27 protein-coding genes are annotated in these 25,472 nt (G+C 63.4%); 6 read left to right on the top strand and 21 right to left on the bottom strand.

Annotated elements, in window-relative coordinates; all coding sequences use genetic code 11:
* Window positions 1-42: 42 nt before the first annotated feature.
* The 3 genes from EHO51_RS06875 to EHO51_RS06865 form a co-directional block, all read right to left on the bottom strand.
* Window positions 43-708 carry a cold-shock protein gene (locus EHO51_RS06875; RefSeq protein ID WP_026222959.1) on the bottom strand — a complete coding sequence of 222 codons (666 nt, stop codon included), beginning with the start codon at window positions 706-708 and terminating at the stop codon, window positions 43-45.
* Between the two features lie 518 nt (window positions 709-1,226).
* Window positions 1,227-2,021, bottom strand: a complete 795-nt coding sequence (locus EHO51_RS06870) for an MBL fold metallo-hydrolase (RefSeq protein WP_124738276.1) — start codon at window positions 2,019-2,021, stop codon at window positions 1,227-1,229.
* Window positions 2,018-2,809 (bottom strand): TatD family hydrolase, encoded by a 792-nt coding sequence (locus EHO51_RS06865; RefSeq protein ID WP_124738275.1) that lies wholly within the window; start codon window positions 2,807-2,809, stop codon window positions 2,018-2,020. The genes EHO51_RS06870 and EHO51_RS06865 overlap by 4 nt, the downstream gene beginning before the upstream one ends.
* 257 nt (window positions 2,810-3,066) lie before the next feature.
* On the opposite strand from EHO51_RS06865, the gene EHO51_RS06860 reads away from it, so the two are divergent.
* The 3 genes from EHO51_RS06860 to EHO51_RS06850 all read left to right on the top strand — a co-directional run bounded on the left by EHO51_RS06860 (window position 3,067) and on the right by EHO51_RS06850 (window position 4,917).
* Window positions 3,067-3,333 (top strand): hypothetical protein, encoded by a 267-nt coding sequence (locus EHO51_RS06860; protein ID WP_124738274.1) that lies wholly within the window; start codon window positions 3,067-3,069, stop codon window positions 3,331-3,333.
* Window positions 3,330-4,472 carry a CapA family protein gene (locus EHO51_RS06855; RefSeq protein ID WP_124738273.1) on the top strand — a complete coding sequence of 381 codons (1,143 nt, stop codon included), beginning with the start codon at window positions 3,330-3,332 and terminating at the stop codon, window positions 4,470-4,472. Before EHO51_RS06860 ends, EHO51_RS06855 begins: the two co-directional genes overlap by 4 nt.
* A 76-nt stretch (window positions 4,473-4,548) precedes the next feature.
* On the top strand, window positions 4,549-4,917 hold the full coding sequence (locus EHO51_RS06850; protein ID WP_124738272.1) for a VOC family protein: 369 nt from the start codon (window positions 4,549-4,551) through the stop codon (window positions 4,915-4,917).
* A gap of 245 nt (window positions 4,918-5,162) precedes the next feature.
* Here EHO51_RS06850 and EHO51_RS06840 read toward each other — a convergent pair whose 3' ends face one another.
* From EHO51_RS06840 to EHO51_RS06830, 3 genes are all read right to left on the bottom strand, one after another.
* Window positions 5,163-5,645, bottom strand: coding sequence for a hypothetical protein (locus tag EHO51_RS06840; RefSeq protein ID WP_245434781.1), 483 nt, complete (start codon window positions 5,643-5,645; stop codon window positions 5,163-5,165).
* A gap of 264 nt (window positions 5,646-5,909) precedes the next feature.
* On the bottom strand, window positions 5,910-7,448 hold the full coding sequence (gene metG / locus EHO51_RS06835) for a methionine--tRNA ligase (RefSeq protein WP_124740070.1): 1,539 nt from the start codon (window positions 7,446-7,448) through the stop codon (window positions 5,910-5,912).
* Between the two features lie 67 nt (window positions 7,449-7,515).
* On the bottom strand, window positions 7,516-8,031 hold the full coding sequence (locus tag EHO51_RS06830; RefSeq protein ID WP_124738270.1) for a DNA-deoxyinosine glycosylase: 516 nt from the start codon (window positions 8,029-8,031) through the stop codon (window positions 7,516-7,518).
* Window positions 8,032-8,093: 62 nt separating this feature from the next.
* Between EHO51_RS06830 and EHO51_RS06825 the strand changes: the two genes are divergently transcribed.
* The gene (locus EHO51_RS06825; protein WP_014889725.1) at window positions 8,094-8,336 is read left to right on the top strand and encodes a hypothetical protein; all 243 of its coding nucleotides are present in this window, start codon (window positions 8,094-8,096) and stop codon (window positions 8,334-8,336) included.
* 13 nt (window positions 8,337-8,349) lie between these two features.
* On the opposite strand, the gene EHO51_RS06820 is transcribed toward EHO51_RS06825, so the two are convergent.
* The 14 genes from EHO51_RS06820 to EHO51_RS06755 all read right to left on the bottom strand — a co-directional run bounded on the left by EHO51_RS06820 (window position 8,350) and on the right by EHO51_RS06755 (window position 22,657).
* Window positions 8,350-9,123 carry an SDR family oxidoreductase gene (locus EHO51_RS06820; protein WP_018408292.1) on the bottom strand — a complete coding sequence of 258 codons (774 nt, stop codon included), beginning with the start codon at window positions 9,121-9,123 and terminating at the stop codon, window positions 8,350-8,352.
* A 28-nt stretch (window positions 9,124-9,151) separates the two neighbouring features.
* Window positions 9,152-11,881 (bottom strand): DNA gyrase subunit A, encoded by a 2,730-nt coding sequence (gyrA, locus tag EHO51_RS06815; RefSeq protein WP_124738269.1) that lies wholly within the window; start codon window positions 11,879-11,881, stop codon window positions 9,152-9,154.
* 115 nt (window positions 11,882-11,996) lie between these two features.
* A complete protein-coding gene (locus EHO51_RS06810) occupies window positions 11,997-12,374 on the bottom strand; it encodes a TfoX/Sxy family protein (protein WP_124738268.1) in 378 nt (125 codons plus the stop codon).
* A 16-nt stretch (window positions 12,375-12,390) separates the two neighbouring features.
* Entirely contained in the window at window positions 12,391-12,783 is a 393-nt protein-coding gene (locus EHO51_RS06805) for a HesB/IscA family protein (RefSeq protein ID WP_124738267.1), read from the bottom strand.
* Window positions 12,784-12,812: 29 nt separating this feature from the next.
* The gene (locus EHO51_RS06800; protein ID WP_124738266.1) at window positions 12,813-13,190 is read right to left on the bottom strand and encodes an SUF system Fe-S cluster assembly protein; all 378 of its coding nucleotides are present in this window, start codon (window positions 13,188-13,190) and stop codon (window positions 12,813-12,815) included.
* Window positions 13,191-13,206: 16 nt separating this feature from the next.
* Window positions 13,207-14,451, bottom strand: coding sequence for a cysteine desulfurase (locus EHO51_RS06795; protein ID WP_018408297.1), 1,245 nt, complete (start codon window positions 14,449-14,451; stop codon window positions 13,207-13,209).
* Entirely contained in the window at window positions 14,448-15,740 is a 1,293-nt protein-coding gene (sufD, locus tag EHO51_RS06790) for a Fe-S cluster assembly protein SufD (protein ID WP_124738265.1), read from the bottom strand. Before sufD ends, EHO51_RS06795 begins: the two co-directional genes overlap by 4 nt.
* Window positions 15,741-15,743: 3 nt before the next feature.
* Window positions 15,744-16,496: a Fe-S cluster assembly ATPase SufC gene (gene sufC, locus EHO51_RS06785; RefSeq protein ID WP_124738264.1), complete on the bottom strand. Its 753-nt coding sequence runs from the start codon at window positions 16,494-16,496 to the stop codon at window positions 15,744-15,746.
* Complete coding sequence (locus EHO51_RS06780) at window positions 16,496-16,780, bottom strand: type II toxin-antitoxin system RelE/ParE family toxin (protein WP_124738263.1); 285 nt, start codon at window positions 16,778-16,780, stop codon at window positions 16,496-16,498. Before EHO51_RS06780 ends, sufC begins: the two co-directional genes overlap by 1 nt.
* A gap of 6 nt (window positions 16,781-16,786) precedes the next feature.
* Entirely contained in the window at window positions 16,787-17,044 is a 258-nt protein-coding gene (locus EHO51_RS06775; RefSeq protein ID WP_124738262.1) for a ribbon-helix-helix domain-containing protein, read from the bottom strand.
* Window positions 17,044-18,513 carry a Fe-S cluster assembly protein SufB gene (sufB, locus tag EHO51_RS06770; RefSeq protein ID WP_124738261.1) on the bottom strand — a complete coding sequence of 490 codons (1,470 nt, stop codon included), beginning with the start codon at window positions 18,511-18,513 and terminating at the stop codon, window positions 17,044-17,046. Before sufB ends, EHO51_RS06775 begins: the two co-directional genes overlap by 1 nt.
* 88 nt (window positions 18,514-18,601) lie before the next feature.
* Window positions 18,602-19,759: a cysteine desulfurase family protein gene (locus EHO51_RS06765; protein ID WP_164479358.1), complete on the bottom strand. Its 1,158-nt coding sequence runs from the start codon at window positions 19,757-19,759 to the stop codon at window positions 18,602-18,604.
* A 98-nt stretch (window positions 19,760-19,857) separates the two neighbouring features.
* The gene (locus EHO51_RS06760) at window positions 19,858-21,900 is read right to left on the bottom strand and encodes a vWA domain-containing protein (protein ID WP_124738259.1); all 2,043 of its coding nucleotides are present in this window, start codon (window positions 21,898-21,900) and stop codon (window positions 19,858-19,860) included.
* 217 nt (window positions 21,901-22,117) lie between these two features.
* A complete protein-coding gene (locus tag EHO51_RS06755; protein ID WP_124738258.1) occupies window positions 22,118-22,657 on the bottom strand; it encodes an RNA polymerase sigma factor in 540 nt (179 codons plus the stop codon).
* A 169-nt stretch (window positions 22,658-22,826) separates the two neighbouring features.
* Between EHO51_RS06755 and EHO51_RS06750 the strand changes: the two genes are divergently transcribed.
* Window positions 22,827-23,501 (top strand): alpha/beta hydrolase, encoded by a 675-nt coding sequence (locus EHO51_RS06750; protein WP_014889742.1) that lies wholly within the window; start codon window positions 22,827-22,829, stop codon window positions 23,499-23,501.
* A 74-nt stretch (window positions 23,502-23,575) separates the two neighbouring features.
* On the opposite strand, the gene EHO51_RS06745 is transcribed toward EHO51_RS06750, so the two are convergent.
* The gene (locus tag EHO51_RS06745; RefSeq protein WP_124738257.1) at window positions 23,576-24,685 is read right to left on the bottom strand and encodes an anhydro-N-acetylmuramic acid kinase; all 1,110 of its coding nucleotides are present in this window, start codon (window positions 24,683-24,685) and stop codon (window positions 23,576-23,578) included.
* A gap of 253 nt (window positions 24,686-24,938) precedes the next feature.
* On the opposite strand from EHO51_RS06745, the gene EHO51_RS06740 reads away from it, so the two are divergent.
* Window positions 24,939-25,460 (top strand): hypothetical protein, encoded by a 522-nt coding sequence (locus EHO51_RS06740; protein WP_124738256.1) that lies wholly within the window; start codon window positions 24,939-24,941, stop codon window positions 25,458-25,460.
* Window positions 25,461-25,472 lie beyond the last annotated feature (12 nt).

The raw sequence follows: 25,472 nt of genomic DNA, 5'->3' as shown, positions 1-25,472 counted from the left end.
CCCTCAAGGAGGAACGCGGCGCACGGATCTACGGAGCGCGGCTCAATCCAGGATGATCGACAGCGCTTCTCTGCCTTTCGCCGTATCGACGACCTGCATAGTGACCGGCTGCCCCTCGGCGAGCCGGTTCACGCCGGATGGGCCCAGAATCGAAATATGGACGAACACGTCCTTGCCGCCGTCGTCCGACTGCACGAAGCCGAAGCCTTTTGTCTCGTCGAACCATTTGACCTTGCCGGCGACCGGAACGGCGGTCGACGGATCGGGCGCCTGACGACGGGGCCGGGGGCTGTCAAAACCGCCGCCTGCGCGCGGCGGCGGCGGAGGCGCCCGCTCAGCGGCGCCAGCCAAATCGACCTCGAGAATGCGCGCCACTTGCTGGCCCTTCACCGAGCTCGTGACCTGCACCTGCAATTTCGCGCCGGGCGGCAGCGTGTCATATCCCGCCGCCTGAACGGCGCCGATATGGAGGAACGCGTCGCCGGTGCCATTGGCAAGCTCAACGAAGCCGAACCCCTTGTCAGTCTTAAACCACTTCACGATGGCGTCGACTGCTGGCTCGTTCGACATCGGAGGCGGCGAATCTGGAAATCCGCCGCCAAAGGGAGATCGCGGCGCCCGGCTCGTGCGCGGCGAATCATAGCTATACGGAGCGTCGTCATCAAATCCGCGCTTGCGGGGGCCCCGAAAATCTCTACCTTTGCTCATGTCTACCTGCTCGTCTCCGCCAAAAACGGCAAGACCGCTATGCCAACCTTGTGCGCCCAACCGCTCCAGTTGGCGCGTCTCAAAAAACGCGCCCGCCCGGAAACGACGATGATGTGCCTCTTGAATGCCATATAGTCCCGCGCAGCGAGCCTTTTACCAGAGTTTGGCCCCCTAAGGCCAGCAAATTCCGTGGGGTGATCCAAAAATCCAAACAGTCGCCACGGTTTGACAACTAGGTCAAATTCCTGCGTCGGCGGGAATGTTCGCGATTGCAGGAGTTTAGGTGCGTTGCGCGGTTGGGATTGACGCGCCATGCGCTGAACACGCGCCGCCTTGTCAACATAATGCGTCATCCGAGGACGCCGGCGGCGGCGTTCCGCCGGACATGACATCGACGCAAAATCTCAGGCGAGCGAAAGGCAAGAGCAGACGGCGCCAGCCGCATCCATCCTCATCCACGATTCGCATAATCCATATTATGGAACCAAAATATATCATTTTTGGCGATAGCTGCGACGTCAGACTTCGAGCGCCATTCCGTCAAAAGCCGGCGTGACATTTTCCGGCAGCGTCGCGGCGAGCGCGTCGTAATCCAAATCAACGTGCAGATCCGTCAGAACGGCGCGCTTTGGCTTGAAATGCGCGATGAAGTCCAGCGCCTGACTGACGGACAGATGCGTGCCGTGCCGCTGATGGCGCAGCGCGTCGATAATCCAGAGATCGAGCCCTTCCAGATACTGAACGCTCTCTGGCGGAACCGCGTGAAGATCCGGCGTGTAGGCCACGTTGTCGAAGCGAAAGCCGAGTGCGTCCATGTCGCCATGGTCCAGGCGAAAAGGCGTGGCGACGATGGCGCCGCCCGGTCCCTCGACCGTCTCGGCGCGCCCCAGATGCAGCCGATGCTCGGTCATCAGCGGCGGATAAAAGCTCCCCGGCGGCGTCTTGAAGATGTAGTCGAACTTCGTGGCGAAAGACCGCGAAGTCGGTTCGTCCATATAGGCCGGGATGCGCCGACCGCTCAGAATGACCAGGCCGCGCACATCGTCGACGCCGTGGGTGTGGTCGGCGTGGGGATGGGTATAGAAGACCGCGTCGAGCCGCTTGACGTCGGCGTCGATGAGTTGCTCGCGTAGATCCGGTCCGGTGTCCACGAGCACTTGCGTCGCTGCGTCAGCAGGACCTCGAGCGACGAGAATCGAACAGCGCCGGCGCCGATTTTTCGGATTGTCCGGATCGCACTTTCCCCAGCCCTGCCCGACGCGCGGCACGCCGCCCGACGAGCCGCACCCAAGGATGCTGATTCTCAAGCTCACGCGACGGCGTCCAGAGGCGGCATTTTGGAAAACAGCCGCAACGCATTTTCGGTTGTGGCGATCGCGAGTTCAGCGGCGCTGATTCCCTTGAGTTCGGCGAGCACGCGCGCGGTGTCGACGACGAAGGCCGGCTCGTTGCGCTTGCCGCGATGAGGCGTCGGCGCAAGGAAGGGCGCGTCGGTTTCGACCAGCAGGCGCTCCAGCGGCACGTCGCGGGCGATCTCGCGCAGATATTCGGCGTTCTTGAATGTTACGACGCCGGAAAAGGAAATATAGAGGCCGAGCTGCAGCGCGGTCTGGGCGAGCGCGGGCCCGCTCGTGAAGCAATGGAGCAGGGCGGGGAAAGCCCCCTTCCCCATTTCGTCCTTCAGAATCGCGGCGCAGTCGTCGTCGGCGTCGCGCGTATGAATGACGAGCGGCAGGCCGGTTTCGCGGGCGGCCTGGACGTGAATGCGGAAGATGCGCTGCGCCACGTCGCGCGGCGCGTGGTCATAGTGATAGTCAAGGCCCGCTTCGCCCAATCCGACGCATTTTGGATGTTGCGACAGCGTCACCAGCGCCTCGACGGTCGGCTCGGCCTCTTCGTGCGAATGGTGCGGATGCGTCCCGACCGTGCAGAAGACCTCCGGATAGGTTTCGGCGACCGCCTTTACACGCTCGAAGCGCGACAGATGCGTCGAGATCGTGATCATTCTCGCGACGCCGCGCGCCTTGGCGCGGGCGATCGTCTCCGCGAGCTCTGGCGCGAAATCGGGAAAGTCGAGGTGACAATGGGTATCGATGAGCATCAGACTCGGTCAGGAAAGAGCAAAACGGGATGGCCCCGGGCGCGCGCGCCGGGTGCTTGATGACGCGCTTTGGCCAATGCGGCAATATGGCTCGGACGGCGGAAAACACAAATATTTAGCCTCGGGCTCCTTCGCGGCTCAGATGGGCGGCGCTATATCTTCTTGGCTATGCAACGCGCCTTTCTCCTCGCCGGCATCATGCGAGACCGTCACAGGTCAAGCTCGGGCGGGACGTTGCAAGCGCGAGGAGCAGAAACTTGACGCAGTCTTCCGCGCCGGACGGCGACGGCCGCCCGCTGGCGACGATCAAGGACGTGACGGACGTCCTCGGCGACATCGACGACGCGACGCTGTCGGCGATCATGGATCTGCGGCCAACGATCGCTGACGTCGAGGAGGCGGCCATGTGGATGTCCGGCGATCGGGACATCTTTGGCGCCGGCGCGCCGCTCAAGGACGTGGCGGGAGAAATCGTCTCGCTGGTCGCCGGCGACGACGAAGAGAATCTTCCGCCCACGATATGAACGAAGCCGCGCCGCCGGGTGACGGGGCGCCGTCCGTCCGACTTTTCCTGTGCGGCGACGTGATGATCGGCCGAGGCGTCGATCAGATCCTTCCGTCGCCCTGCCCGCCGAACCTCTATGAGGAATATGTTTCCTCGGCGCAAGAATATGTTCGCCTGGCGGAAGCGGCGTCCGGGCCGATTCCGCGGCCGGTTGATCCTTCCTATATCTGGGGCGACGCGCTCGCCGAGCTTGAAGCACACGCGCCCGACGCCCGCATCATCAATCTCGAAACAAGCGTGACGCGCAGCGAGACGGCCGAACACAAGGCGATCAATTATCGCGTCAGTCCGCAGAATGCGGAATGTCTGCGCGCCGCCGGAATCGATTGCTGCGCGCTGGCCAATAATCACGTTCTCGATTGGGGCCGCTCCGGCCTCCTTGAGACGCTCGGCGCGCTCGAGCGTCTGAAGATCGCCGTCGCCGGCGCCGGACGCTCCGCCGGCCAAGCGCAGCGGCCGGCGATTATTGAGATCCCGAGCAAGGGACGGGTGGTCGTGCTGTCCTTCGCCCTGCCCGACAGCGGAACGCCCTTGGAGTGGGCGGCGACGCCGTCTTCGCCCGGCGTCAATCTTCTGCCTGACCTTTCTGCGGAAAGCGCCGCCTTCGCCTGCGATCTGGCGCGAAACGCGGCGCGCCGCGAAGATATTCTAGTGATGTCGATCCACTGGGGCTCGAACTGGGGCTATGACGTTTCGAACGCCAAAAGACAATTCGCGCATCGGCTGATCGAAGACGCCGGCGCTTCCGTCCTCCATGGACATTCGTCACATCATGCGAGGGGATTTGAGGTTCATCGCAACCGCTTGGCGCTTTATGGCTGCGGCGATTTCCTCAACGACTATGAGGGCATCGATGGCCAAGAGCGCTATCGCGGCGATTTATCCCTGATGTATTTTGCAGACATCGATACGAGCGGCGATCTCGTGCAACTTCGATTGGTCCCGCTGCATATGCGGCGCTTTCGCCTCGAACGGGCCTCGGCCGCCGACGCCGAATGGCTCGCGCAAACGCTCGATCGCGAAAGCGCGCCATTCGGCGTTCGCGTCCGGCGCCAACCAGATGGCGCGCTGTCGGCTTCCTGGTCCGGCGGCCAATGAGCGCCGCGACGCTCGTGACGGGGACGCGAGGACTCCCCATCTGAGATTCAATCGAGAGACAGGCGGAGTTTGATCGATGGCCATCATTCTCAATCACACCATCGTGCCGGCGCGCGACAATGAGGCGGCGGCGCGCTGGTTCGCACGGATTTTTGGTCTGCGCTACGAGGGCGCCAAGGGCCATTTCGCGCCGGTGAAGGTCAACAGCGAACTCACCCTGCTGTTCGACAAGGATGAGGGCTTCGGCGCCAGCCACTATGCCTTCCACGTCGGCGATAATGAGTTCGATGAGATCTTCCGGCGCGTGAAGGACGAAGGCGTCGCCTTTGGAAGCGCGCCGGGTCGATTCACGGACGGCCAGCTGAACGACTGGAACGGCGGCCGAGGAGTCTATTTTAAAAGCCCTGACGGCCATGTGCTCGAGCTGATGACGCAGCCGCAGTAGCGCGGGCGTTACTCCGCCCTGGCCTCATAGAAAATCGCCTGCATCGGCAGGCGCAAGGGGTTCTCGCCGAGTTCTTTGCGTGAGCCGCTCGGCCAAGCTTCGACAAGCGATTCCGGGCGCACGCCGCCGCGCTCGCGGAGCTGTTCGAAGAGCGGACTGCCGAAAACGAATCCTCGACAGTCGCCTGCCGCGACCCCGCCCCTGCTCGTAGAGTTCGAAACAGGGACGGGTCGCGGAGACTGGCTTTACTGCGCCGGCTGTTCAGCCGGCTCCTCGACCGGAGCTGCGGGCTTCGGCTTGGGCTTAGCCTTGGGCTTCGGCTTCACCTTGGGCTTCACCGGCTGTTCGACCACTGCCTCTGGGGCCGGAGGCGCCTCCGGCATCGCCATGGGCGCGGGCTGGGGCGGCGGCGGCGCTTCGGTCAACGGCGCCGGAGCGGGCGCAGGCGCGCTCTCCATTGGAGCCTCTACGGCCGCCGGCTGCTCAGCCGGAGGCGTCTCAGGCGCAGGCGCGGCCGAGGCGTCGGGTTGGGCGGTCGCATCCGACTCGGCGGGAGTCGCCGGGGTTTCGGCCGGCGCAGCGTCCTCGGCGGGCGCCGGTTTGAACCGGCCCTCGATCGCGGCTTTCAGATTGGCGACGCCTTCGGTCGGCGCAGCGTAGATGCCGAGCCCAAAACCGATCGCGCCGAAGATAACCGCCGTCAGAATTGTTGAAATGCCACGCGCCATTCCATGAGTTCCTCTGTAAGAAAAGAGCCGTCCGAGATACGACACAACGAAGGCGGATATTGTTGCGCGGGCGCTCGACCGAGCGGCGCGAGTTCCTTCACCAGGAGCCCGGGCGTTCATAATTGCACGCCCGCGCTTTGGCCGACAAGCCCGCAATGACCAAGGTCATTTGCGCGCCGCTGCGCCGCCGCCATTTGAAACGGCTGATTATGGTCAGCGCATGGCGAGCGCGGCCGGCGGCTCTCCGCGCCTGCTGGAGCGGGACTAACTCGCTTCCTCCTCCACAAATCTCGGAAAGATCGGCGTTGGCGGCGGCAGCGGCGCGCCCTCCTGCAGGGCGTTCGCCTCGTCGGCATGCGCCAAATCCCGTTCGTCCGGGCCGACGCCCAGGAGATCGAGAAGCTTGCCGGCTGAGTCGGGCATAAACGGCTGCAGGGGAATCGCCAGCCGGCGCAGCGTCTCGGCGGTGACGTAGAGAATCGTCTCCATCCGCGCAGGGTCGCTCTTCTTCTTCGCCCAGGGCTCTTCACCGGCGAAATAGCGATTGGCCTCGGCGACGATACGGAAAATTTCCGCCAGCGCGTGGTGCGGCGCGTAATCGTCCATGGCGGCGCGCGCTTTCGCGAGAACGTCGGCCGCCTGCGCGAGAATGTCTTTATCGGCGTCCGTAAGCGCGTGTTTACGTGGTACGGCGCCCATACAATTCTTGGCGATCATCGACAGCGACCGCTGCGCGAGATTGCCGAGGTCATTGGCGAGATCGGCGTTGATGCGGTTGACGATCGCCTCGTGCGAATAGTTGCCGTCCTGGCCAAAGGGGATCTCGCGCAAAAAGAAGTAGCGCAGCTGGTCGACGCCATAGCGCTCGGCCAAATCGATGGGATCGACGACATTGCCGACCGACTTCGACATCTTCTCGCCTTTGGAAAACAGGAAGCCGTGCACGACGACCTGCTTGGGCAGAGGCGCGCCTGCGGACATCAGGAACGCCGGCCAGTAGATGGCGTGAAAACGGGTGATGTCCTTGCCGATGACATGCGCGTCGGCCGGCCAGAAACGTGCTCTATTTCCGCCTTCCGTAAGATATCCTGTAGCTGTTACGTAATTCGTAAGTGCGTCGACCCAGACATACATCACATGCTTCGCGGCGGTCTGCGCGCTCGGCGGAATCTCGATGCCCCAGTCGAAGGTCGTGCGCGACACCGAGAGGTCCGTGAGCCCGCGCTTCACGAAGGCGACGATCTCGTTCTTATAGTGTTCGGGCGTGATGAAGTGCGGATAAGCCGCGTAATGCGCGAGCAATTTCTCCGCATAGGCCGACAATTTGAAGAACCAGCTCTCCTCCTCCACCCACTCGACCGGCGTGCCCGTCGGCGCGAATTTCTTGCCATCCCGCTCGGTGAGTTCGTCCTCGTCGTAATAGGCCTCGTCGCGCACCGAATACCAGCCGGCGTATTTGGAAAGATAGAGGTCGCCGTTCGCCTCCATCCGCCGCCACATTTCGAGCACGGTCTCTTTGTGGCGCGCCTGCGTCGTGCGCACGATGTCGTCGGCGCGGGCGTTCAGCGCTTCGCCCATCCGGGCGAATTGCGCGGCCGTGCGGTCGGCGAGCGCCCCCGGCGTCAGCCCTTCCTTTTCGGCGGTGCGCTGCATCTTCTGCCCGTGCTCGTCCATGCCGGTGACAAACAGCACGTCATAGCCGTCGAGCCGCTTCCATCGCGCGAAGGCGTCGGTGGCGATGCGCTCATAGGCGTGACCAATATGCGGCGCGCCATTCGCATAGGGAATGGCCGTCGAGATCATGTAAGGGGGACGTTCAGGCATGGCTCGGGTCTAGCGCGGTTTTTGGGCGCGGGGAAGCGCCCTAGAGCTAATCGAGAAATGGGGCGAGTGCGGATCGCCATTTTTCGTGCTTTTGGGCGAATGTCATCGATGCATGCGCGGGACTCGTCGAGGGCAATCGGCGTGAAGCAATCGCCGCGGCGCGAACCGACAGTCTGGGCAGAACCAGCCGTTGATAAAGGCTGGCCGCTGTAGCGCCATTGAAGCAAATCAGCGTGATATCTGGATGCTCTTCGAAAAAGCGCTCAAAATCATTGGATCGGACAGTCGAGAGGTCGATCCGCTGGTCGAGGCTGCCAGGCCGATGGGCGCTTGCGCAGACATCCCAGAGGGCGACGCCGCGCGCGTTCAGGCTCTGGAGACGATCGACGTAACAAGTGCCCGCGTCGAGGCCGAACAGACTGCCCATCAGCGTCCAGAACGCGTTGCGCGGCTGCGCGTAATACTGCTGGCGCTCCAGAGAACGCTGGCCGGGAAGCGACCCGAGAATCAAGAGCTTTGCGTCGCGTGTCGCCGCGGGCGGGAAGCCGACGGAATAGGTCATGACGGATCTGCGACTCCCCTTCCCGCCTGCGATGCGCTAAATTGATCGCTCGGAGCATGAGTATGAGCGTAACCAAAAACGCGCCGAGGGATCTTGCGAGGCGCTTCGCCGAGAAGCGGAGCGGTCACACAAATGGCTGGCGGCGTGAGACCTTCTCGCTGGAGCGTCTTGAGGCGCGCGCGAAGGCGCGCGAGTGGTTCGAGCGCTTCCCCAAGGCCGCCTATATGACCGAGATCGAGTTCTGGCGCGAGCTGGAGGATGGGCGGATCGAGTTCACGATGCGCCGCCTCCCGAGCGCAGATTGACGTCAGCCCTGGCCTATTCCGGCCCGACGTCGGGCGTACGCCAGCCCAGATGCTGGCCGCTGTCGACGGCGATCATCTGACCGGTCACGCTTTTCGCCCGGCTGAGGTAAACGACAGCGTCGACCACGCCGGAGACGTCGGCGGCTCGCTGCAGCGGCACGCCGCGGGCCTCCATCTCAAACTCCCGCTCGCCGAGCGCGGCATTTGCAAAGACCGGCCCCGGTCCGACGGCATTGACGCGAATTCGCGGCGCGTAGGCCTGCGCCATGGTGCGCGTCGCCGCCCACAGCGCCGATTTCGATAGCGTGTAGGAGAAGTAGCGTGGCGTGAGACGCAAAACCCGCTGATCCAGGATATTGACGATGGCGCCATCGACGCTCGCCGGCAGCGCCGCCGCAAAGTCGCGCGACAGCAGCAGCGGCGCGCGCAGATTGACCTGCATCTGCCGCTCATAAAGCTCGAGCGAAAAGTCCTGCGCCGCGTCAACTTCAAAAATCGAGGCGTTGTTGACGAGGAGCCGTAGCGGTCCGAAGGCTTCGCCGGCCTGCTCAATAAGGCGCTGCGTCGACTCCGCATCGGCAAGATCGGCGATGGCCGTCGCCGCGCGCCCCCCGCGTATCCGGATCGCGTGCGCTGCAAGCTCGGCCTCCTCGGCCGAACGCGGAGAGGCGTGTAGCACGAGGGGCCGCCCCTCGCGTGCGAAGCGCTCGGCGATGGCGAGGCCGATGCGACGCGGCGCGCCGGTGACCAGCACGGGGCCGTCTGCGTCGTCGCCGCCCTCGCTCATGCGCCTACCCTATCGTTGAGCGTCCAGATTAGGCTTCGGCGTCCTCGCCCTCGCCGACATCGCCGATATGTTCGACGGAAACGACGCGCTCGTCTTCAGCCGTGTCGAAGACAATGACGCCCTGAGCGCCGCGCCCGGCGATGCGGATGCCGTCGACGGAGCAGCGGATCAGCTGACCGCCGTCCGTCACCAGCATGATTTCATCGCCATGGCCGACGGGGAAAGAGGCGACGAGCTTGCCGTTTCTGGCGTTCACCGCCATCGCGACGATGCCTTTGCCGCCGCGACCTGTCGTACGATATTCATAAGAGCTCGTACGTTTACCGTAACCGTTTTCGGACACGGTCAGAATGATCTGCTCGGCCGCCTGCATCTCGTAAAAGCGCGTATCCGACAGCTCCACGGCGATCGCGGCCTCTTCCGTCTCGGTCCCCGCCTCGGGCGAAACATCTTCGCCCATGCGCCGGCGCAGCGCGTTGGCGCGCTTTAGATAGGCGGCCCGTTCCTCGCCGGCGGCGTCGAAATGATTGAGGATGGACAGCGAGATCACCCGATCGTCCTGCCCGAGCGCGACGCCGCGCACGCCCATCGAGGTGCGGCCCTGGAAGACGCGGACCTCCGGCACGGCGAAGCGGATGCATTGGCCGTCGCGTGTGGTCAGCAGCACGTCGTCGCGCTCGGTCGCGGTCGCGACGTCGACGATGGCTTCGCCGTCGTCGAGCTTCATGGCGATGAGGCCGTTGCGGCGAACGTCGACGAAATCGGAAAGTTTATTGCGCCTCACCGTGCCGCGCGTCGTCGCGAAAATGACGTCGAGCGTCGCCCAGCTTTCCTCATCTTCGGGTAGCGGCATGATCGAGGTGATGCGCTCGTTCTGTTCGAGCGGCAGCAGATTGACGAGCGCCTTGCCGCGCGCCTGCGGCGCCGAGAGCGGCAATCTCCAGACCTTCTCCTTATAGGCCTTGCCGAGCGAGGAAAAGAACAGCACCGGCGTATGCGTATTGGCGACGAACAGACGATGGACGAAATCCTCCTCCTTCGTCTGCATGCCGGAACGGCCTTTGCCGCCGCGCCTTTGCGCGCGATAGGTCGAGAGCGGCACACGCTTGATATAGCCGGCGTGCGAGACGGTGACGACCATGTCTTCGCGCGCGATCAGGTCCTCGTCCTCGACCTCGCCGTCGGATTCAAGAATTTGCGTGCGGCGCGGCGTGGCGTGAGCTTCCTTCACCGCCAGGAGTTCGTCCTTGACGATGCCGAACAGGCGTTCGCGCGAGCGCAGAATGTCGAGGTAATCGGCGATCTCGACGGCAAGCTTGTTCAAAGCTTCGGAGATTTCCTCGCGTCCGAGCGCCGTGAGCCGTTGCAGACGCAATTCGAGGATGGCGCGCGCCTGCGCCTCCGAAAGCCGGATGGCGCCATCATCGCTGAGCCTGTGGCGCGGGTCGGCGATCAGCTCAACGAGCGGCGCCATGTCCTTGGCCGGCCAGTCGCGCGCCATGAGCGCTTCGCGCGCCGCGGTGGCGTCGGGCGACGTGCGGATGAGATGAATGACCTCGTCGATATTCGCGACCGCAATGGCGAGGCCGACCTGCAGATGGGCATTGTCGCGCGCCTTGTTGAGGCGGAATTTCGTGCGGCGGGTGACGACCGTCTCGCGGAAATCAACGAAGGCGCGCAGCACGTCATGGAGCGTCATCAGCTCCGGGCGGCCGCCGTTCAACGCGATCATATTGACGGGAAAGCTTGTCTGCAGCGTCGTATGACGCCAAAGCTGGTTGAGCACGACGTCGGCGACAGCGTCGCGCTTCAGTTCGACGACGATGCGCATGCCGTCACGATCGGACTCATCGCGCAGATCGGCGACGCCCTCGATCTTCTTCTCCCGCACCAGATCGGCGATGCGCTCGATCAGCGTCGCCTTGTTCACCTGATAGGGAATTTCGGTGAAGATGATCGCCTCGCGATCCTTGCGCAGAGTTTCGATCTCTGACTTGGCGCGCATGATGATCGAACCGCGGCCAGTCGTGAAGGCGTTGCGAATGCCGCCACGCCCAAGAATGCTCGCCGCGGTCGGAAAGTCCGGTCCCGGCACGATGTCCATCAGCTCGGCGATGGTGATGTCGGGCCGATCGATCATGGCGATGCAGGCGTCGATGACCTCGCCGAGATTATGCGGCGGAATGTTCGTCGCCATGCCGACGGCGATGCCGCCGGCGCCGTTGACCAGCAGATTTGGGAAACGCGCCGGCAGAACCGTCGGCTCGTGCTCCTTGCCGTCGTAATTGGCTTGAAAGTCGACGGTGCCTTCATCAAGATCTTCGAGCAGCGCGAGCGCAGGCTTTGCGAGCCGGGACTCGGTGTAGCGCATCGCCGCCGGCGGATCGTTGTCGACCGATCCGAAATTGCCCTGCCCGTCGATGAGCGGCAGCCGCATCGAAAAGGGCTGCGCCATGCGCACAAGCGCGTCGTAGATCGCCGCGTCGCCGTGCGGATGATATTTACCCATCACGTCGCCGACGATGCGCGCCGACTTAACATATGACTTATCGGGCGTATGGCCGTTCTCGTGCATCGAAAACAGAATGCGCCGATGCACGGGCTTCAGGCCGTCGCGCACGTCCGGCAGCGCGCGCGACACGATCACGCTCATCGCGTAATCGAGATAGCTGCGCTTCATCTCGTCGGCGATCGAAACCGGCCTTATGTCAGAGCCGGGCTTGTCGGGATCGTTTTTCTTGGTGTCGTCGTCGGCCAAGTGAGCGCCAGTTCAAGGATAGCGTCGAGTTCACATGTCTATAGGCGATTCGAGCGGGCGACGCCAGCCTCAACGTCTTAAGAAGATCAATGTATTTCAAATGCTTATCGGCTTGTTAGCAGTCTCTTTCAGCGGAATGTGACGCCTTGCGCCTCTCCGCGGCCGGAATCCGCCGTTTCGGGCCTGCCCGGCGCGCGGCTTCAACCGCAAACTTCGCCCATCGAACCAGTTCGTCGGCGTCTTCGAGCGCCTGGTCCGGAAGGCTCCAATAGGAGATCTTGATCGGTCGGTCCTTGCCTTGGTAAACGAAAGGCCGGGAGCCCGCCTCTTGAAACCGCGCGGCGCTATGCCGATCGGCCTTCAGGTAGATTTCGCCGCCGGCCTCAATGGCGAAGAAGAGGCCATCGGCGTAAACGCCGTGGCCGCCGAACATGCGCTTGACGGACACAGCGGCAAATGGCGCGAAAACCTCCTCGATACGCGCGCGGTCCATGGCGGCCTCGACGCGATCAGGAACTCCCCATCTGCGACGCGGCGCCGACCTTTTCCGGGTCGGCCGGCGTCAGCTCGACGCTCTCGCCGCAGCCGCAGGCCGACGTCTGATTGGGGTTTTCAAACACAAAGGTCGAGGAGAACTGCGTCGTCTTCACGTCCATCGTCGTGCCGAGCAGGTAGAGCACCGCCGCAGCGTCGACGATCACCCGACCGCCCTCGATGTCGATGACCTCGTCGCCCCGCTTGGGTTCAGCGATCTCCATTTTGTAGGACATGCCGGCGCACCCGCCCTTCTCCACGGAGACCCGCAGCCCCTTCCCTTCCGCGCCGCTCGCAAGCAGGCCACGGACCCGCTCCGCCGCGGCGGGGCTGACGTTCATCACGCTCATCTTCTGCATGGATGTCATCGCAAAATCGTTCCCCTAGGCGTGTCCGCTCACCACATGTCGAGCGCGACGCGCGCTTCGTCCGACATTCGGCTTTGATCCCAAGGCGGATCGAACACCATGTTCACCTTCACCTCGCTGACGCCAGGCACTGCGCTCACCGCATTTTTAACCCACACCGGCATTTCGCCGGCGACCGGGCAGCCTGGCGCAGTCAGCGTCATGTCGATCTCGACGAAGCCTTCTTCCGCGATGTCGACCCGGTAGATGAGGCCAAGCTCATAAATGTCAGCGGGAATTTCAGGATCGTAGACGGTCTTGAGCGCCTTAACGATGTCGTTCGTCAGCCGCTCATTTTCAATGGCCTGAGACGTCCGGTCCGCAGTCGCGGAGCGCTGGGCTTCGCTCGTATTGGGAGCATCGTTCATGAACACGAAATTCTCCTCAGGCGAAAAGAGAGCGGGCCTTTTCGAGCGCTTCCGCCAGCCGGTCGATCTCCTCGCGCGTGTTGTAGAGCGCGAAGGATGCGCGACAGGTGGAGGTGACGCCCAAACGCGAAAGAAGCGGCATGGCGCAATGCGTCCCGGCGCGCACAGCTATGCCGGAACGATCGATCACCGTGGCGATGTCGTGCGCATGCGCCGCCGCCATGTCGAAAGACAGGATCGGCCCCTTATCCGGCGCCCGCCCATAAATTCTGAGCCCCTCGATCTGCGACAGTCTTTGATGCGCGTAAGCGGTCAGTCCCGCTTCATACTCGCGGATCGCGTCCCGGCCGATGCGCTCCATATAGTCGAGCGCCGCGCCGAGCCCGACCGCCTGCGCGATCGGCGGCGTGCCCGCCTCGAACCGGTGCGGCGGAGTGTTATAGGTGACGCTCTCGAGCGTCACCGTTTCGATCATCTCGCCGCCGCCGCAGAACGGCGGCAACGCTTCCAACCATTTACGCTTGCCATAAAGCGCGCCGATGCCGGTCGGGGCATAAAGTTTGTGGCCGGTCACCACATAAAAGTCGACGTCGAGCGCACGCACGTCGACATCGAGATGCACAGCGCCTTGCGAGCCGTCGACGACCAGCGGCACGCCATGCGCGTGGGCGATGCGGGCGACCTCGGCGATCGGGGTCGGTGCGCCGAGCACATTCGACATATGCGTGAGCGCGACGATCTTCGTGCGCTTGGTGAACAGTTTCTCGAAAGCTTCGAGGTCGAAGCGGCCGTCGTCATCGACCTCCAGCCATTTCAACACGGCGCCCTTGCGCTCGCGCAGCAAATGCCAGGGAACGATGTTGGAGTGGTGCTCCATCATCGACAGAATAATCTCGTCGCCTTCGCCGATATGCGCTTGGCCGAAGGAAGCCGCGACCAGATTCAAGGCTTCGGTCGCGCCGCGGGTGAAAATGATCTCGTCCGTCGATTCGGCGTTGAGGAAGCGGCGCAGCGTCTCGCGCGCGCCCTCATAGCCTTCGGTTGCGGCGTTGGCGAGATAATGCAGTCCACGATGCACATTGGCGTATTCATGCTCGTAGAAATGCGTCAGCCGATCGATCACGGCGCGCGGCTTTTGCGCCGAGGCGGCGTTGTCGAGATAGGCAAGCGGCTTCCCATAAGGGCGCTCGGAAAGAATGGGAAAATCCGCCCGAACCGCTTCAATGTCATAAGCCGTCTGAATGCGGGTAATCTCGTTCATCGGCTGATCCTTCTAGAAAGCCACGCGCTGACGCGATCGCTGAGAAACGCCCTCAACTGCTCATCCTCGATTGCGTCCATCGCCTCATTGGCGAAGCCCTCGATAAGCAAGGCTTCGGCCTCGCGGCGCGGCAGTCCGCGCGCGGTGAGATAGAACAACTGATCCTTGTCGAGCCTGCCGCACGTCGCGCCATGGCCGCATTGCACGTCGTCGGCGAAGATTTCGAGCTCCGGCTTGTTGTTCATCGCCGCCTGCTCGGAGAGTAACAGCGCCTTCGACTGCATGACGCCGTCCGTCTTCTGCGCGCCCGGACGCACGATAACCTTGCCCTGAAACACGCCGACGCTCTGGTCATCGAGGATATTACGAAAAACCTCCCGGCTTTCGCCGCATGGTTTTGCGTGATCCATGATGAGGGTCGTGTCGGCGTGCAAGCGGCCGCGTCCCAAGGTCGCGCCGTTAAAGACCGCCTTCGCGTTCTCGCCGTCGAGGCGCGCGAAGATCTGCCTTCGGTTCAACCCTTCGCCTTCGATCAGCGCGAAGGAATTGATCATGGCCCCCGCGTCGAGATGCGCGAGCAGCGACGCGACGCGGATCGCCTGATCGACGCCGCCCGAGAAATGAGTGACGAGGTCGAGGCGCGCGCCTGGCGCCAAGCGAAGCACGAGGGCGCTATTGTCCTGCGCCGGCGCCGACGAAAGCGCTCCTAGAGTTTCGATCACTGTCGCTCGCGCGCCCGCGCCCAGCATGACGAGCGCGCGCGTATAGGTCGATTGCGCGGCTTCCGCCGACGCCAACGTCGTGAGTTCGATCGCGCGGTCGATCGCAGCGCCCGGCGCGATCTGAATGACGACGCCGTCCTGCATCAGCGCCGCATTGAGCGCGAGGATCGGGTCCTGCGCGCCGATATCGGCGCTGGCGAGCGCTGACAGGACATGCGGCTCGCCCTGCGCCAGCGCGTCGCGCAGCGATTGCGCGACGACGCCATCGGGGAGCCGCGCGATGTCCGAAAGATCTGGCCGGAAAACGCCATCGAGCGTGACGAGCCGCAGAGAATCATGCGCGCGCGGCAGCGACAATGCGGCGCGGGAGGCGGTGGCGAGCGGCGCCGGCCGGCCCATCGCGGTTTTCAGGTCCGTGTAATGCCATGACTCCACGCGCCGGTTCGGCACGCCAGACTCGGAGAATGACGCCCAGCCGGCCGCGCGCAGACGCGGCGCGCCCTTGTCGCGCATCTCTTCATAAAAGGAGGAAAGCGTCGCTTCCGCTTCGCTCGCCAGCTTGATCATCGCTTATGCCGCCTCTTGCGCGATGTAATCCTGATAGCCGCGCTCCTCGAGCTCCAGAGCAAGTTCCGGACCGCCCGACCGCATGATGCGCCCCTGCGCCATCACATGCACAGAATCTGGCCTGATATATTCAAGCAGGCGCTGATAATGGGTAATGACGATGACGGCGCGCTCGGGCGAGCGCAGCGCGTTGACGCCGTCCGCCACGACGCGCAGCGCGTCGATGTCGAGCCCCGAATCCGTCTCATCGAGGATCGCGAGACGCGGCTGCAGGAGCGCCATCTGCAGGATTTCCATCCGTTTCTTCTCGCCGCCCGAAAAACCGGCGTTCAGCGGCCGGCGCAGCATATCCTGTGCGATGCCGAGCGACGCCGCGGCCTCCTTGACGCGCTTCATGAACTCCGGCGTCTGCAATTCCGGCTCGCCGCGGGCGCGGCGCTGCGCGTTGAGCGCCGCCTTGAGGAACGTCATGGTCGCGACGCCGGGGATCTCGACGGGATATTGAAAGGCGAGAAAGACGCCCTTGGCGGCCCGCTCCGCGGGATCGAGTTCGAGAATATTCTCTCCGTTGAGCCGCACGTCGCCCGTCGTCGCCTCATAGCCTTCGCGCCCGGCGATGACGTAGGAGAGCGTCGATTTGCCCGTCCCGTTCGGCCCCATGATCGCCGCGACTTCTCCGGCCTTAACGCTGAGCGTCAGGCCTTTGAGGATTTCCCGCTCGCCGACGGAGACGTGGAGGTCCTTGATTTCGAGCATCAATTCAGCCCCTCGAGCCGTCGTCTCATATGCACATAGCGAACCACTTCCACGCGGTCCTCGAGTAACCGGTACAGGATGAGATAGGCGCCGCTTATCGCGCTTCTCACGCCTTTGCCGATGTCCGGTCGCTCTCGTCCGATTTGCGGATGTAAGCCCAACAATCTCGTTTTCCTTTCCAGCGCATCCAACGTCCAATCCGCCGCGGTCTCATTCTCATTTGCGATATAAGACCAGATCTCGATTAGGTCCTGTTCCGCGCGCGCCGTTCGAACGATGCGCATGGAGAATTAGCTCTGTGAATGACGACGGCGCGCCTCGGCTTTGATTTCATCGATCTCGCCGAAACGCCCGGAGCCGCTTTCGACGCCTTCACGCCATAGTCTTCGCAATTCATCCACGCTCATCCGCTCGACAAGGCGTTCAGCGCGCCACTGTGCGACTGCGGCGCGAATGGCGTCATTCTCGGACTCGAACTCGCCGGAATCGACCGCAGCAGCAAGCTCGGACTCCAATTCCTCTGGAAGAGAAATGTGCAACGTGCGCATCACCCCACGCTTCCTTCAAGCGAGATCGAAATCAGCTTCTGCGCCTCGACCGCGAACTCCATCGGCAGCTGCTGCAGCACGTCGCGCACGAAGCCGTTGACGATCAGCGCCGTCGCCTCTTCCGCCGAAAGCCCGCGCTGCATGGCGTAGAACAGCTGGTCTTCGGAAATCTTCGACGTGGTCGCTTCATGCTCGAACTGCGCGCTCGGATTCTTCGATTCGATATAGGGAACCGTATGCGCCCCGCAGTTGGGCCCGATCAGCAGACTGTCGCACTGCGTGAAATTGCGCGCGCCATCGGCCTTACGATGCGCGGAAACCTGGCCCCGATAAGTGTTCTGCGAACGTCCGGCCGAGATGCCTTTGGAGATGATGCGGCTTTTGGTGTTCTTGCCGAGATGCAGCATCTTGGTGCCGCTGTCGACCTGCTGATAGCCGTTCGACACCGCGATCGAGTAGAACTCGCCTTGCGAGCCGTCGCCGCGCAGGATGCATGACGGATATTTCCAGGTGATCGCCGAACCCGTCTCGACCTGCGTCCAGGAAATATGCGAGTTGCGGCCGCGACAATCGCCGCGCTTGGTGACGAAATTGTAAATTCCGCCCCTGCCCTCGCTGTCGCCGGGATACCAGTTCTGCACCGTCGAATATTTGATTTCGGCGTCGTCGAGCGCGACGAGCTCCACCACGGCCGCATGAAGCTGGTTTTCGTCGCGCTTGGGCGCCGTGCAGCCTTCGAGGTAGCTCACATACGAGCCTTCGTCGGCGATGATCAGCGTGCGCTCGAACTGTCCCGTATTCTGCTCATTGATGCGGAAGTAGGTCGAAAGCTCCATCGGGCAGCGCACGCCCTTTGGCACATAGACGAAGGAGCCGTCGGAGAAGACCGCGCTGTTCAGCGTCGCGTAGAAATTGTCGGTCACCGGCACGACCGAGCCAAGATATTTGCGCACGAGCTCCGGGTGCGTTTGCACCGCCTCGGAAATCGGACAGAAGATCACGCCGGCTTTGGCCAGTTCCGCCTTGAAGGTGGTCGCGACGGATACGCTGTCGAAAACCGCGTCGACGGCGACGCGGCGCGTTTCGACGCCGGCGAGAATCTCCTGCTCGCGCAGCGGAATGCCCAGCTTCTCATATGTGCGCAGCAGCTCGGGATCGACCTCGTCGAGCGACTTCGGGCCCGGCGTCGATTTCGGCGCCGAGTAATAATAGAGGTCCTGGAAGTCGATGCGGGGATAGTGAACACGCGCCCAGCGCGGCTCAGGCATCGTCAGCCAGCGCCGGTAAGCGTCGAGGCGCCAGTCGGTAAGCCATTGCGGCTCGCCCTTCTTGGCCGAGATGAAACGAACGATGTCTTCATTCAGCCCTTTGGGGGCCTTTTCCGATTCGATATCGGTCGAAAACCCGTACTTATAGGCGTCGACGTCGATTGACTCGACGCGCGCAACGGTCTCCTGACGAGCCGCCATCTGTCCTTCTCCTCGTCACGACGGGTTCAAGGCCCGCCGGCCGATCGTTCCGCCGCCGCCTGCGCGTTGGCGCCCTCTTAGGCGTCGACTAGGCGGCGAAATGCCGGGACCGCATGCGATCCACGACACGTGCAAGAACCTTTCCGAACTGTTCTACATCCTCTTGCGTCGAAGACCAACCGAAACTGGCCCTCAGCGCCTCCCTTTCAGCCGCGCCCATTGCCGCAAGCACGTGCGACGCCGTCATTTTGCCTGAAGAACAGGCTGAGCCTGCTGAAAGCGCGACATTCTCTAGGTCAAGCGCCATCAACATTGTGCGTGGGGCGAGGCCGGGAAGCGAGAAAGCGCTGGCGTTTGGCGCGCGCGGCGCCCTTGAACCGTAGAATCGGGCGTCTGGCGCGACTTTCAAGACTTGCCGCTCCAACGCGTCGCGCAAATCTGCGAGTCGAGACGCCTCTCCTGCCAAATCGGCGGTCGCCGCCGTCAGCGCCGCTGCAAAGCCGGCGATTCCGGCGACATTCTCCGTCCCCGCGCGGCGGCCGAATTCCTGGCCGCCGCCGCGCAGCGCCGGCGCCTCCAGATGCAGGCTCTCATCACGAAAGGCGAGCGCGCCGACGCCCATGGGCCCGCCCAGCTTATGTGAGGAAAAGAACATTATATCCGCGCCGGTCGTCGCGAATGTCGTCTTCAGTCGGCCGACGGATTGCACGGCGTCGCAGACAAGGACGCCTTTCGCCGCATGGATCAGCGCGGCCGCCTCGGCGACGGGCTGGATGACGCCGGTTTCATTGTTGACGGCCTGCAGCGCGAGCATCACGCGACTGCCGGAGCGCCGCACGAGCGCCTCTTCCAGCGCGTCGAGCGAAATGACGCCTTCCGGGGTCAACGGAAGGGTTTCAACCGCGTCGGGCGGAAAGCGATGCCCCTGCAAGACGCAGTGGTGCTCGCCGGCGCCGATCAGCAATGCCTCTATTGGCGCTTCGTCGCCCTCTCGGCGAAGCGCCGGCGTAAGCGCGAGATTCGCCGCCTCTGTCGCGCCGCTGGTGAAGACGACGCTGCGCCGCTCCGCGCCGATCGCTTGCGCGACCGCGGCCCGCGCGTCTTCGAGCAGCGCCTTGGCCGCCCTGCCCTCGGCATGGACGGAGGAAGGATTGCCGAGCGTCTCCAGCGCATCGAGCATCGCCGCCCGCGCTTCCGGGCGCAGCGGCGATGTCGCGTTGTGGTCGAGATAGACGCGGGCGGACATGGGCCTCGATTTCGGTTGCCGCATTATAGCAGAGCGCGGCGGCGCAGGCGCGTTCTCGTGCCTGCGCCGCTCCTTTCGGAAAGGCGTCACGCGCCGGCTTACGGCCGCGCCGACTTCGCCAGCCGCGCGAGATTGACGAATTCCGCGCGGTAGCCGAACGGATCGTCGCCCTTGGCGCTCTGCGCCAGCGCGATCACATCGTCGTAGCTGTAATCGCCAAGATAGGGCGCGCCTTTCAGCAGCTGCGCGAAGGCCGCGACGGCGACGGAGAATCGCACGTCCTGCGACGCGCGCGCGATACTTTCAATGCTTGGCGATTCGGCGATCGGCTGCGTGATAAGCCGTGAGGCCTCCTCCTTCGGCAGCTTGTAGCGCAGCTTGAGGAAGCCGAGTTCGCTTTCCGCACCCTGCGCCGAGACCGGCGCCGGCGTCTTCTTGCCGTAACGCAGATCGTCGACCAGCTTCTTTTCGGCGCCGACCTGTGTGATCTCGTAAATCGCGGTGACGCGGTGACCGGAGCCGACATCGCCTGCGTCCACCTTGTCGTTGTTGAAATCCTCGCGGCGCAGCGCGCGGGTTTCATAACCGATCAGGCGATATTCTGAGACGCGAGCCGGATTCCACTCCACCTGGATTTTAACGTCCTTGGCGATAGGAAAGAGCGTCGACGACGCTTCCTCAACCAGCGCTTTGCGCGCTTCGTTGAGGTTATCGACATAGACCGCCGCGCCATTGCCGTTCTGCGCCAACGCTTGCATCAGCGCGTCGTTGTAATTGCCTTGGCCGACGCCGAGTATCGACAGGAAAACGCCCTTCTCGCGCTTTCTTTCGATCAGCCCCTTCAATTCGCGCTGATCCGTGACGCCGACATTGAAATCGCCGTCGGTGGCGAGGATCACGCGATTGACCGCCGACCTGTCAAAGTTGCTCTCCGCCAGGCGGTAGGCGTCCTGAATGCCTTGCGCGCCGGCGGTCGAGCCGCCCGCGCCGAGGGCGTCGATCGCCCCGAGAATTTTGGCCTTGTCGGCGACCTTCGTCGGCTCGAGCGCGACGCCCGAGCCCGAAGCGTAGGTGACGACCGCGACCGTGTCTTCAGGCTTCAACTCGTCGACCAGCATCCGCAGCGCGTTCTTGACGAGCGGCAGCCGATCCTGCGGCGACATGGAGCCCGACACGTCGATCAGAAACACGAGATTGGCGCGCGGGCGCTCGGCGCTTTGCAGCGCATAGCCCTGTATCGCCACATGCACGAGGCGATTGCCGGCGTTCCACGGGCTTGGCGTCACCGTGATCGTCGGCTTGAATGGCGTCTGCGCGCTTTCGGGCTTCGGATAGTCGTAGGGAAAGTAATTGACGAACTCCTCGACCCGCACCGAATCTTTCGGCGGCAGGCGCCCGGCGTTGAGCGCGCGGCGCGCGAAGGCGTAGGAGGCGGCATCGACGTCGATCGAGAAGGTCGAGACGGGGTCCGTCGCCGCTAACTTGACGGGGTTCGTCTCCTTTGACTCGAACCTGTCGCGAAATTCGCTCTCAGGCGCGACATTCGTATCAACCGACATCGGCGGCCGGACGCCTTCTGCGTTCATCACGGCGACCGGTTTCGCGGGCTGAATAGATCGCGACAGCCGCTGCGCGGCGCCGTCTCGACCGGCGAGGCGCGGAGGCGGCGGCGCAACAAGGCCGTCGCGTCGACCTCCGAGCGCGCCCGCCGTCTTCGCTCTCTCTTCTCCTGCGACAGAGGCCGAGGGCGCGGGAGCGGGCTGGATTGCCGCCGGAGCCTCCATGCGCGGCGCTACGGCGACCTCGGCCGCCGGCGAGATGGGGCCAACAGGATTGGATATGCTCCCGCCGCCCGGCGCATAGTTGCGCGAGAGCATGAAGGCGGCGGGCGCGCCGATCATCAGCGCGGCGATCGAGGCCGCGAGCGCGCGGTTGAAATAGAACGTCTGACGCATCTTTCTTTTCCCTTCCGTTGGAGAGGATGCGTGACTGAGACGTTGCGGCGCGGCCGATCCTTGGGTCTCGGCCGCGCCTTTCTCAAAAGCGGCCATCGCCGCTGCGAGCGCTAGGCGCTTCGCCTCGCCATCGGGCGGCGGGATCGGCGCGTCTTTGAGCTTTGAGAGATGGTCGTGTTCGGCCACTACGCCGTCTCCCCTTGCGCCAACAGCCAGCCCGTGACCAACCCTCCCCCCACGTAGCGGCGGGGAGGGTGGTTCGCTAAGCGAACCGGGTGGGGGGCAAAAGGACGTCCGCACGGGACGGAGTCGCCCCCCACCCCTAGCCCCTCCCCGCCGCTAAAGCGTGGGGAGGGGAATGCCCGGATCGTCACACTCGCGCGAGTTTTCGAAAAGCGCAGCGTCACAAAACCTCCAGCATGTTCCTGAGGCGCTTGCGCGCCTCATGCAGATGCCACGACACGGTCTTCTCCGAACAACCCATCAGCGCCGCCGCCTCGCCATGCGACAGGTCCTGCGCATAGACGAGCAGCACGGCGTCGCGTTGTTGATCCGGCAGGGCGCGCACCACGCGCCAGAGTTCCTGCCCCATCATCTCATCCTCTGGGGTGTCGCCGTCGGCGCCGTCCACGAGCGCCGACATGCGCGCCGGTTCCAGCGCCACAATTTTGCGCCGCGCCCGGATGTGATCGATCGCGGTCGTATAGGCGATGCGATAGGCCCAGGTCGTAAAGGCGCAGTCGTTGCGAAAGGCGCTCATCCCCATCGCCATCTTCACCATTGCGTCCTGAGCGATGTCCTGCGCTTCAGCGCGCGCGCCGCAACAGCGCCACGCGAGCGCATAGACCCGGTCGTAATGGCGCTCGGCCAACACGGCGAAAGCGGCAGCCTCGCCGGCGGCCGCCCGTCGCGCCAATTCGCCGTCGGTGTCTTCGCCCGGCAAGTCGCCCCCGTTATTCGATCCCGTCGAGACTATTGACGGGTGTGAGCGCAAATTCCTTTGGTCGGCGCGGCGAAATTTCGCCGCGGCCCGGGATCTGCCGAATTTCCTTGCATTTTACAGTAGCCCGCGTGGTAGAAGGCGCGCCTGCCAGTTTCGCAAGGGATTCCGAATGCCCGAGGTTATCTTCACCGGTCCGGCCGGCAGGCTCGAGGGCCGGTTCCATCAGTCCGCCACGCGCGGCGCGCCGATCGCGATCATTCTGCATCCGCATCCGCAGTTCGGCGGCACGATGAACAATCAGATTGTTTATCACCTTTACTACGCCTTCGCGGAGCGTGGTTTTTCCGTGCTGCGCTTCAATTTCCGCGGCGTCGGCCGTTCGCAGGGCGCCTTCGACCATGGCTCGGGCGAACTTTCCGACGCGGCGGCTGCGCTCGACTGGGCGCAGGCGGTCAATCCGGAAGCGCGCGCCTGCTGGATCGCGGGCGTCTCCTTCGGCTCCTGGATCGGCATGCAGCTGCTGATGCGCCGTCCTGAGATCGAAGGGTTTATCTCGATCGCGCCGCCGGCAAATCGTTTTGACTTCTCCTTCCTGGCGCCCTGCCCCTCTTCGGGCCTCTTCATTCATGGCGACCAGGACCGCGTCGCGCCGCTCAAGGAAGTGACGGGGCTCATCGAGAAGCTCAAGACGCAGAAGGGCATTCTTATCGAACATGCCGTGGTCGAGGGCGCGAACCATTTCTTCGAGAACAGGATCGAGCCGCTGATCGCGCATGTCGACGCCTATCTCGACAGGCGTCTCGGCAATCCGCCGAGGATCGCCATTCCCGCGCGGGGCGACTGACGCTTCATTGTCATCCCCGACGCGCGAAGCGCGATCGGGAATCCATAGGGGAATGACGCTGCGATCTATGACGCTTACGCGGCCGCTCGCGCCAGCACGCCGCCGCACATGGCTTGAGGCGCGCCGGTCGTCGTCGGGAAGGTGAGCGGCAGTCCTTCCAGCACGCGCGCGGCGAGATAGGCGAAGGCCTGCGCCTCCATCGAATCCGCTGACCATCCGACCGCGTCGGCCGTCGTCACCTTGCACGGCAGGCGCATGACGAGTTCGCGCACGAGGATCGGATTGCGCGCGCCGCCGCCGCAGACGATCAGCAGTTGCGGCTGAGTCGGCAGATGCGGAAAAAGCCGCAGCACGGAAGACGCCGTAAAGGCGGTCAGCGTCGCGGCGGCGTCCTCGGTCGAGAGCTTGGCGACCGCATCAAGCGCGAAGGCGTTGCGGTCGAGCGATTTCGGCGGCGGCTGATCGAAGAAGGGATGCGCCAGCATCTTCAGCAGCGTCGCTTCATTGACGCGGCCGCGCGCCGCCATATGGCCGTGCCGGTCGATCGGCGCGCCGGTGCGCTGAAGCATCAGATCGTCGATGAGCGCATTGCCGGGCCCCGTGTCGCAGGCGATCGGCTCCTCGCCGTCCGCGACATAAGTGACGTTGGCGACGCCGCCGATATTGAGCAGCGCGACCTCACCCTTCATGCCGCCGGCGAGGACAAGTGCGCGATGGAACACGGGCACAATCGGCGCGCCTTCGCCGCCGGCGGCGATGTCGGCGGCGCGGAAATCATAAGCCACGTCGAGTCCGAGACGCGCGGCGAGCGCCGGCCCGTCGCCGATCTGGATCGTGAGCCTTTGCTTGGGACGGTGCAGCACCGTCTGGCCATGAAAACCGACGATATTGACGCTTGCCGGGTCGATCTCATGATCCCGCAACAACGCCTCGACCGCCTCGGCGTGGCGGTCGGTCACCATGCGCTCCGCGAAGGCGAGAACGCCGGGCCGCGCGTCGCGATCTTCAAGCGTCGCGGCTTCGGCGAGCGCGTTGCGCAGCAGCGCGCGGTCGGCGTCGCTATAGGGGTAGTGCCCCGTCGGTCCGAAGACGACGGCGGCGTCGCCATCGGTTTCGATCAACGCGACATCGACGCCGTCCATGGACGTGCCGGACATGAGGCCTATTGAGCGGTAGGTGGGCAAGCGAATCGCTCCGAGAGTAACAATGGGAGCCTTATTAGATCACGCGCTGTTGCATCCCCACGTGTCATTTCGTGCGTTCAGGAGAAGAACTTGCTCCGCATCGTTCGTTTTTGAAAGGCTTATTCATAAGCAGGACGACGGGTTCCTGTGGGAAACACAGCAGCCTTGATTAAGATTGCGGTGCTGCTAAACTCATCAAAAATCAGGATAATTAGCAAAATAAGCGGTCATATTTTCATTTTGGAGCGCTCACATGACTGATAGCGACGATCAATTATTTTCAAGTTTTTTGAAGTATTTCCGACGGGTTGACGCCGCTGCGTCGGAAGAGTCCGTGAGAGCGCTGTTCGACGCCATCGACGACAAGGCATGGCTGAAAACATGTCTCTCGAAATTCACTGACAACACGCTGGGAGCGCGCCGCACGGAGACGCCAAATGTCGCTGCTTTCAAATACAGTACTCCTGCTACCCTCGTCCCGACCGCCATTCTAGTGCATATCTATGTTAAATTGGATTTGCCACTTCTTGGATTGGAGTACAAAGGCTCTGGCTGGGGTGCGTTCGGTGGTTTTCTTTCGGTAGCAGGAGGAACATTTTACTATAACAACCTTTCAGATTTGTCAGGTCAAAGCGATTTTGAATGCAATTTTGTTTCGGCATGGGCCAACTTAAATCTTATTCGCGGCGGTCAGACATATGGCATGTTCCAAGGCGGAGGAGTGCCATTTGCGGGCATCGGCGGGGGAAGCGGCCAGTGGGGTCCCATCACCTGAGCAGCTTGAGAG

This window comes from Methylocystis rosea (genome assembly GCF_003855495.1).
Lineage (GTDB): Bacteria > Pseudomonadota > Alphaproteobacteria > Rhizobiales > Beijerinckiaceae > Methylocystis > Methylocystis rosea_A.
The sequence above is the reverse complement of the archived record's forward strand: the minus strand, read 5'-3'. Positions and strand labels throughout refer to the sequence as shown.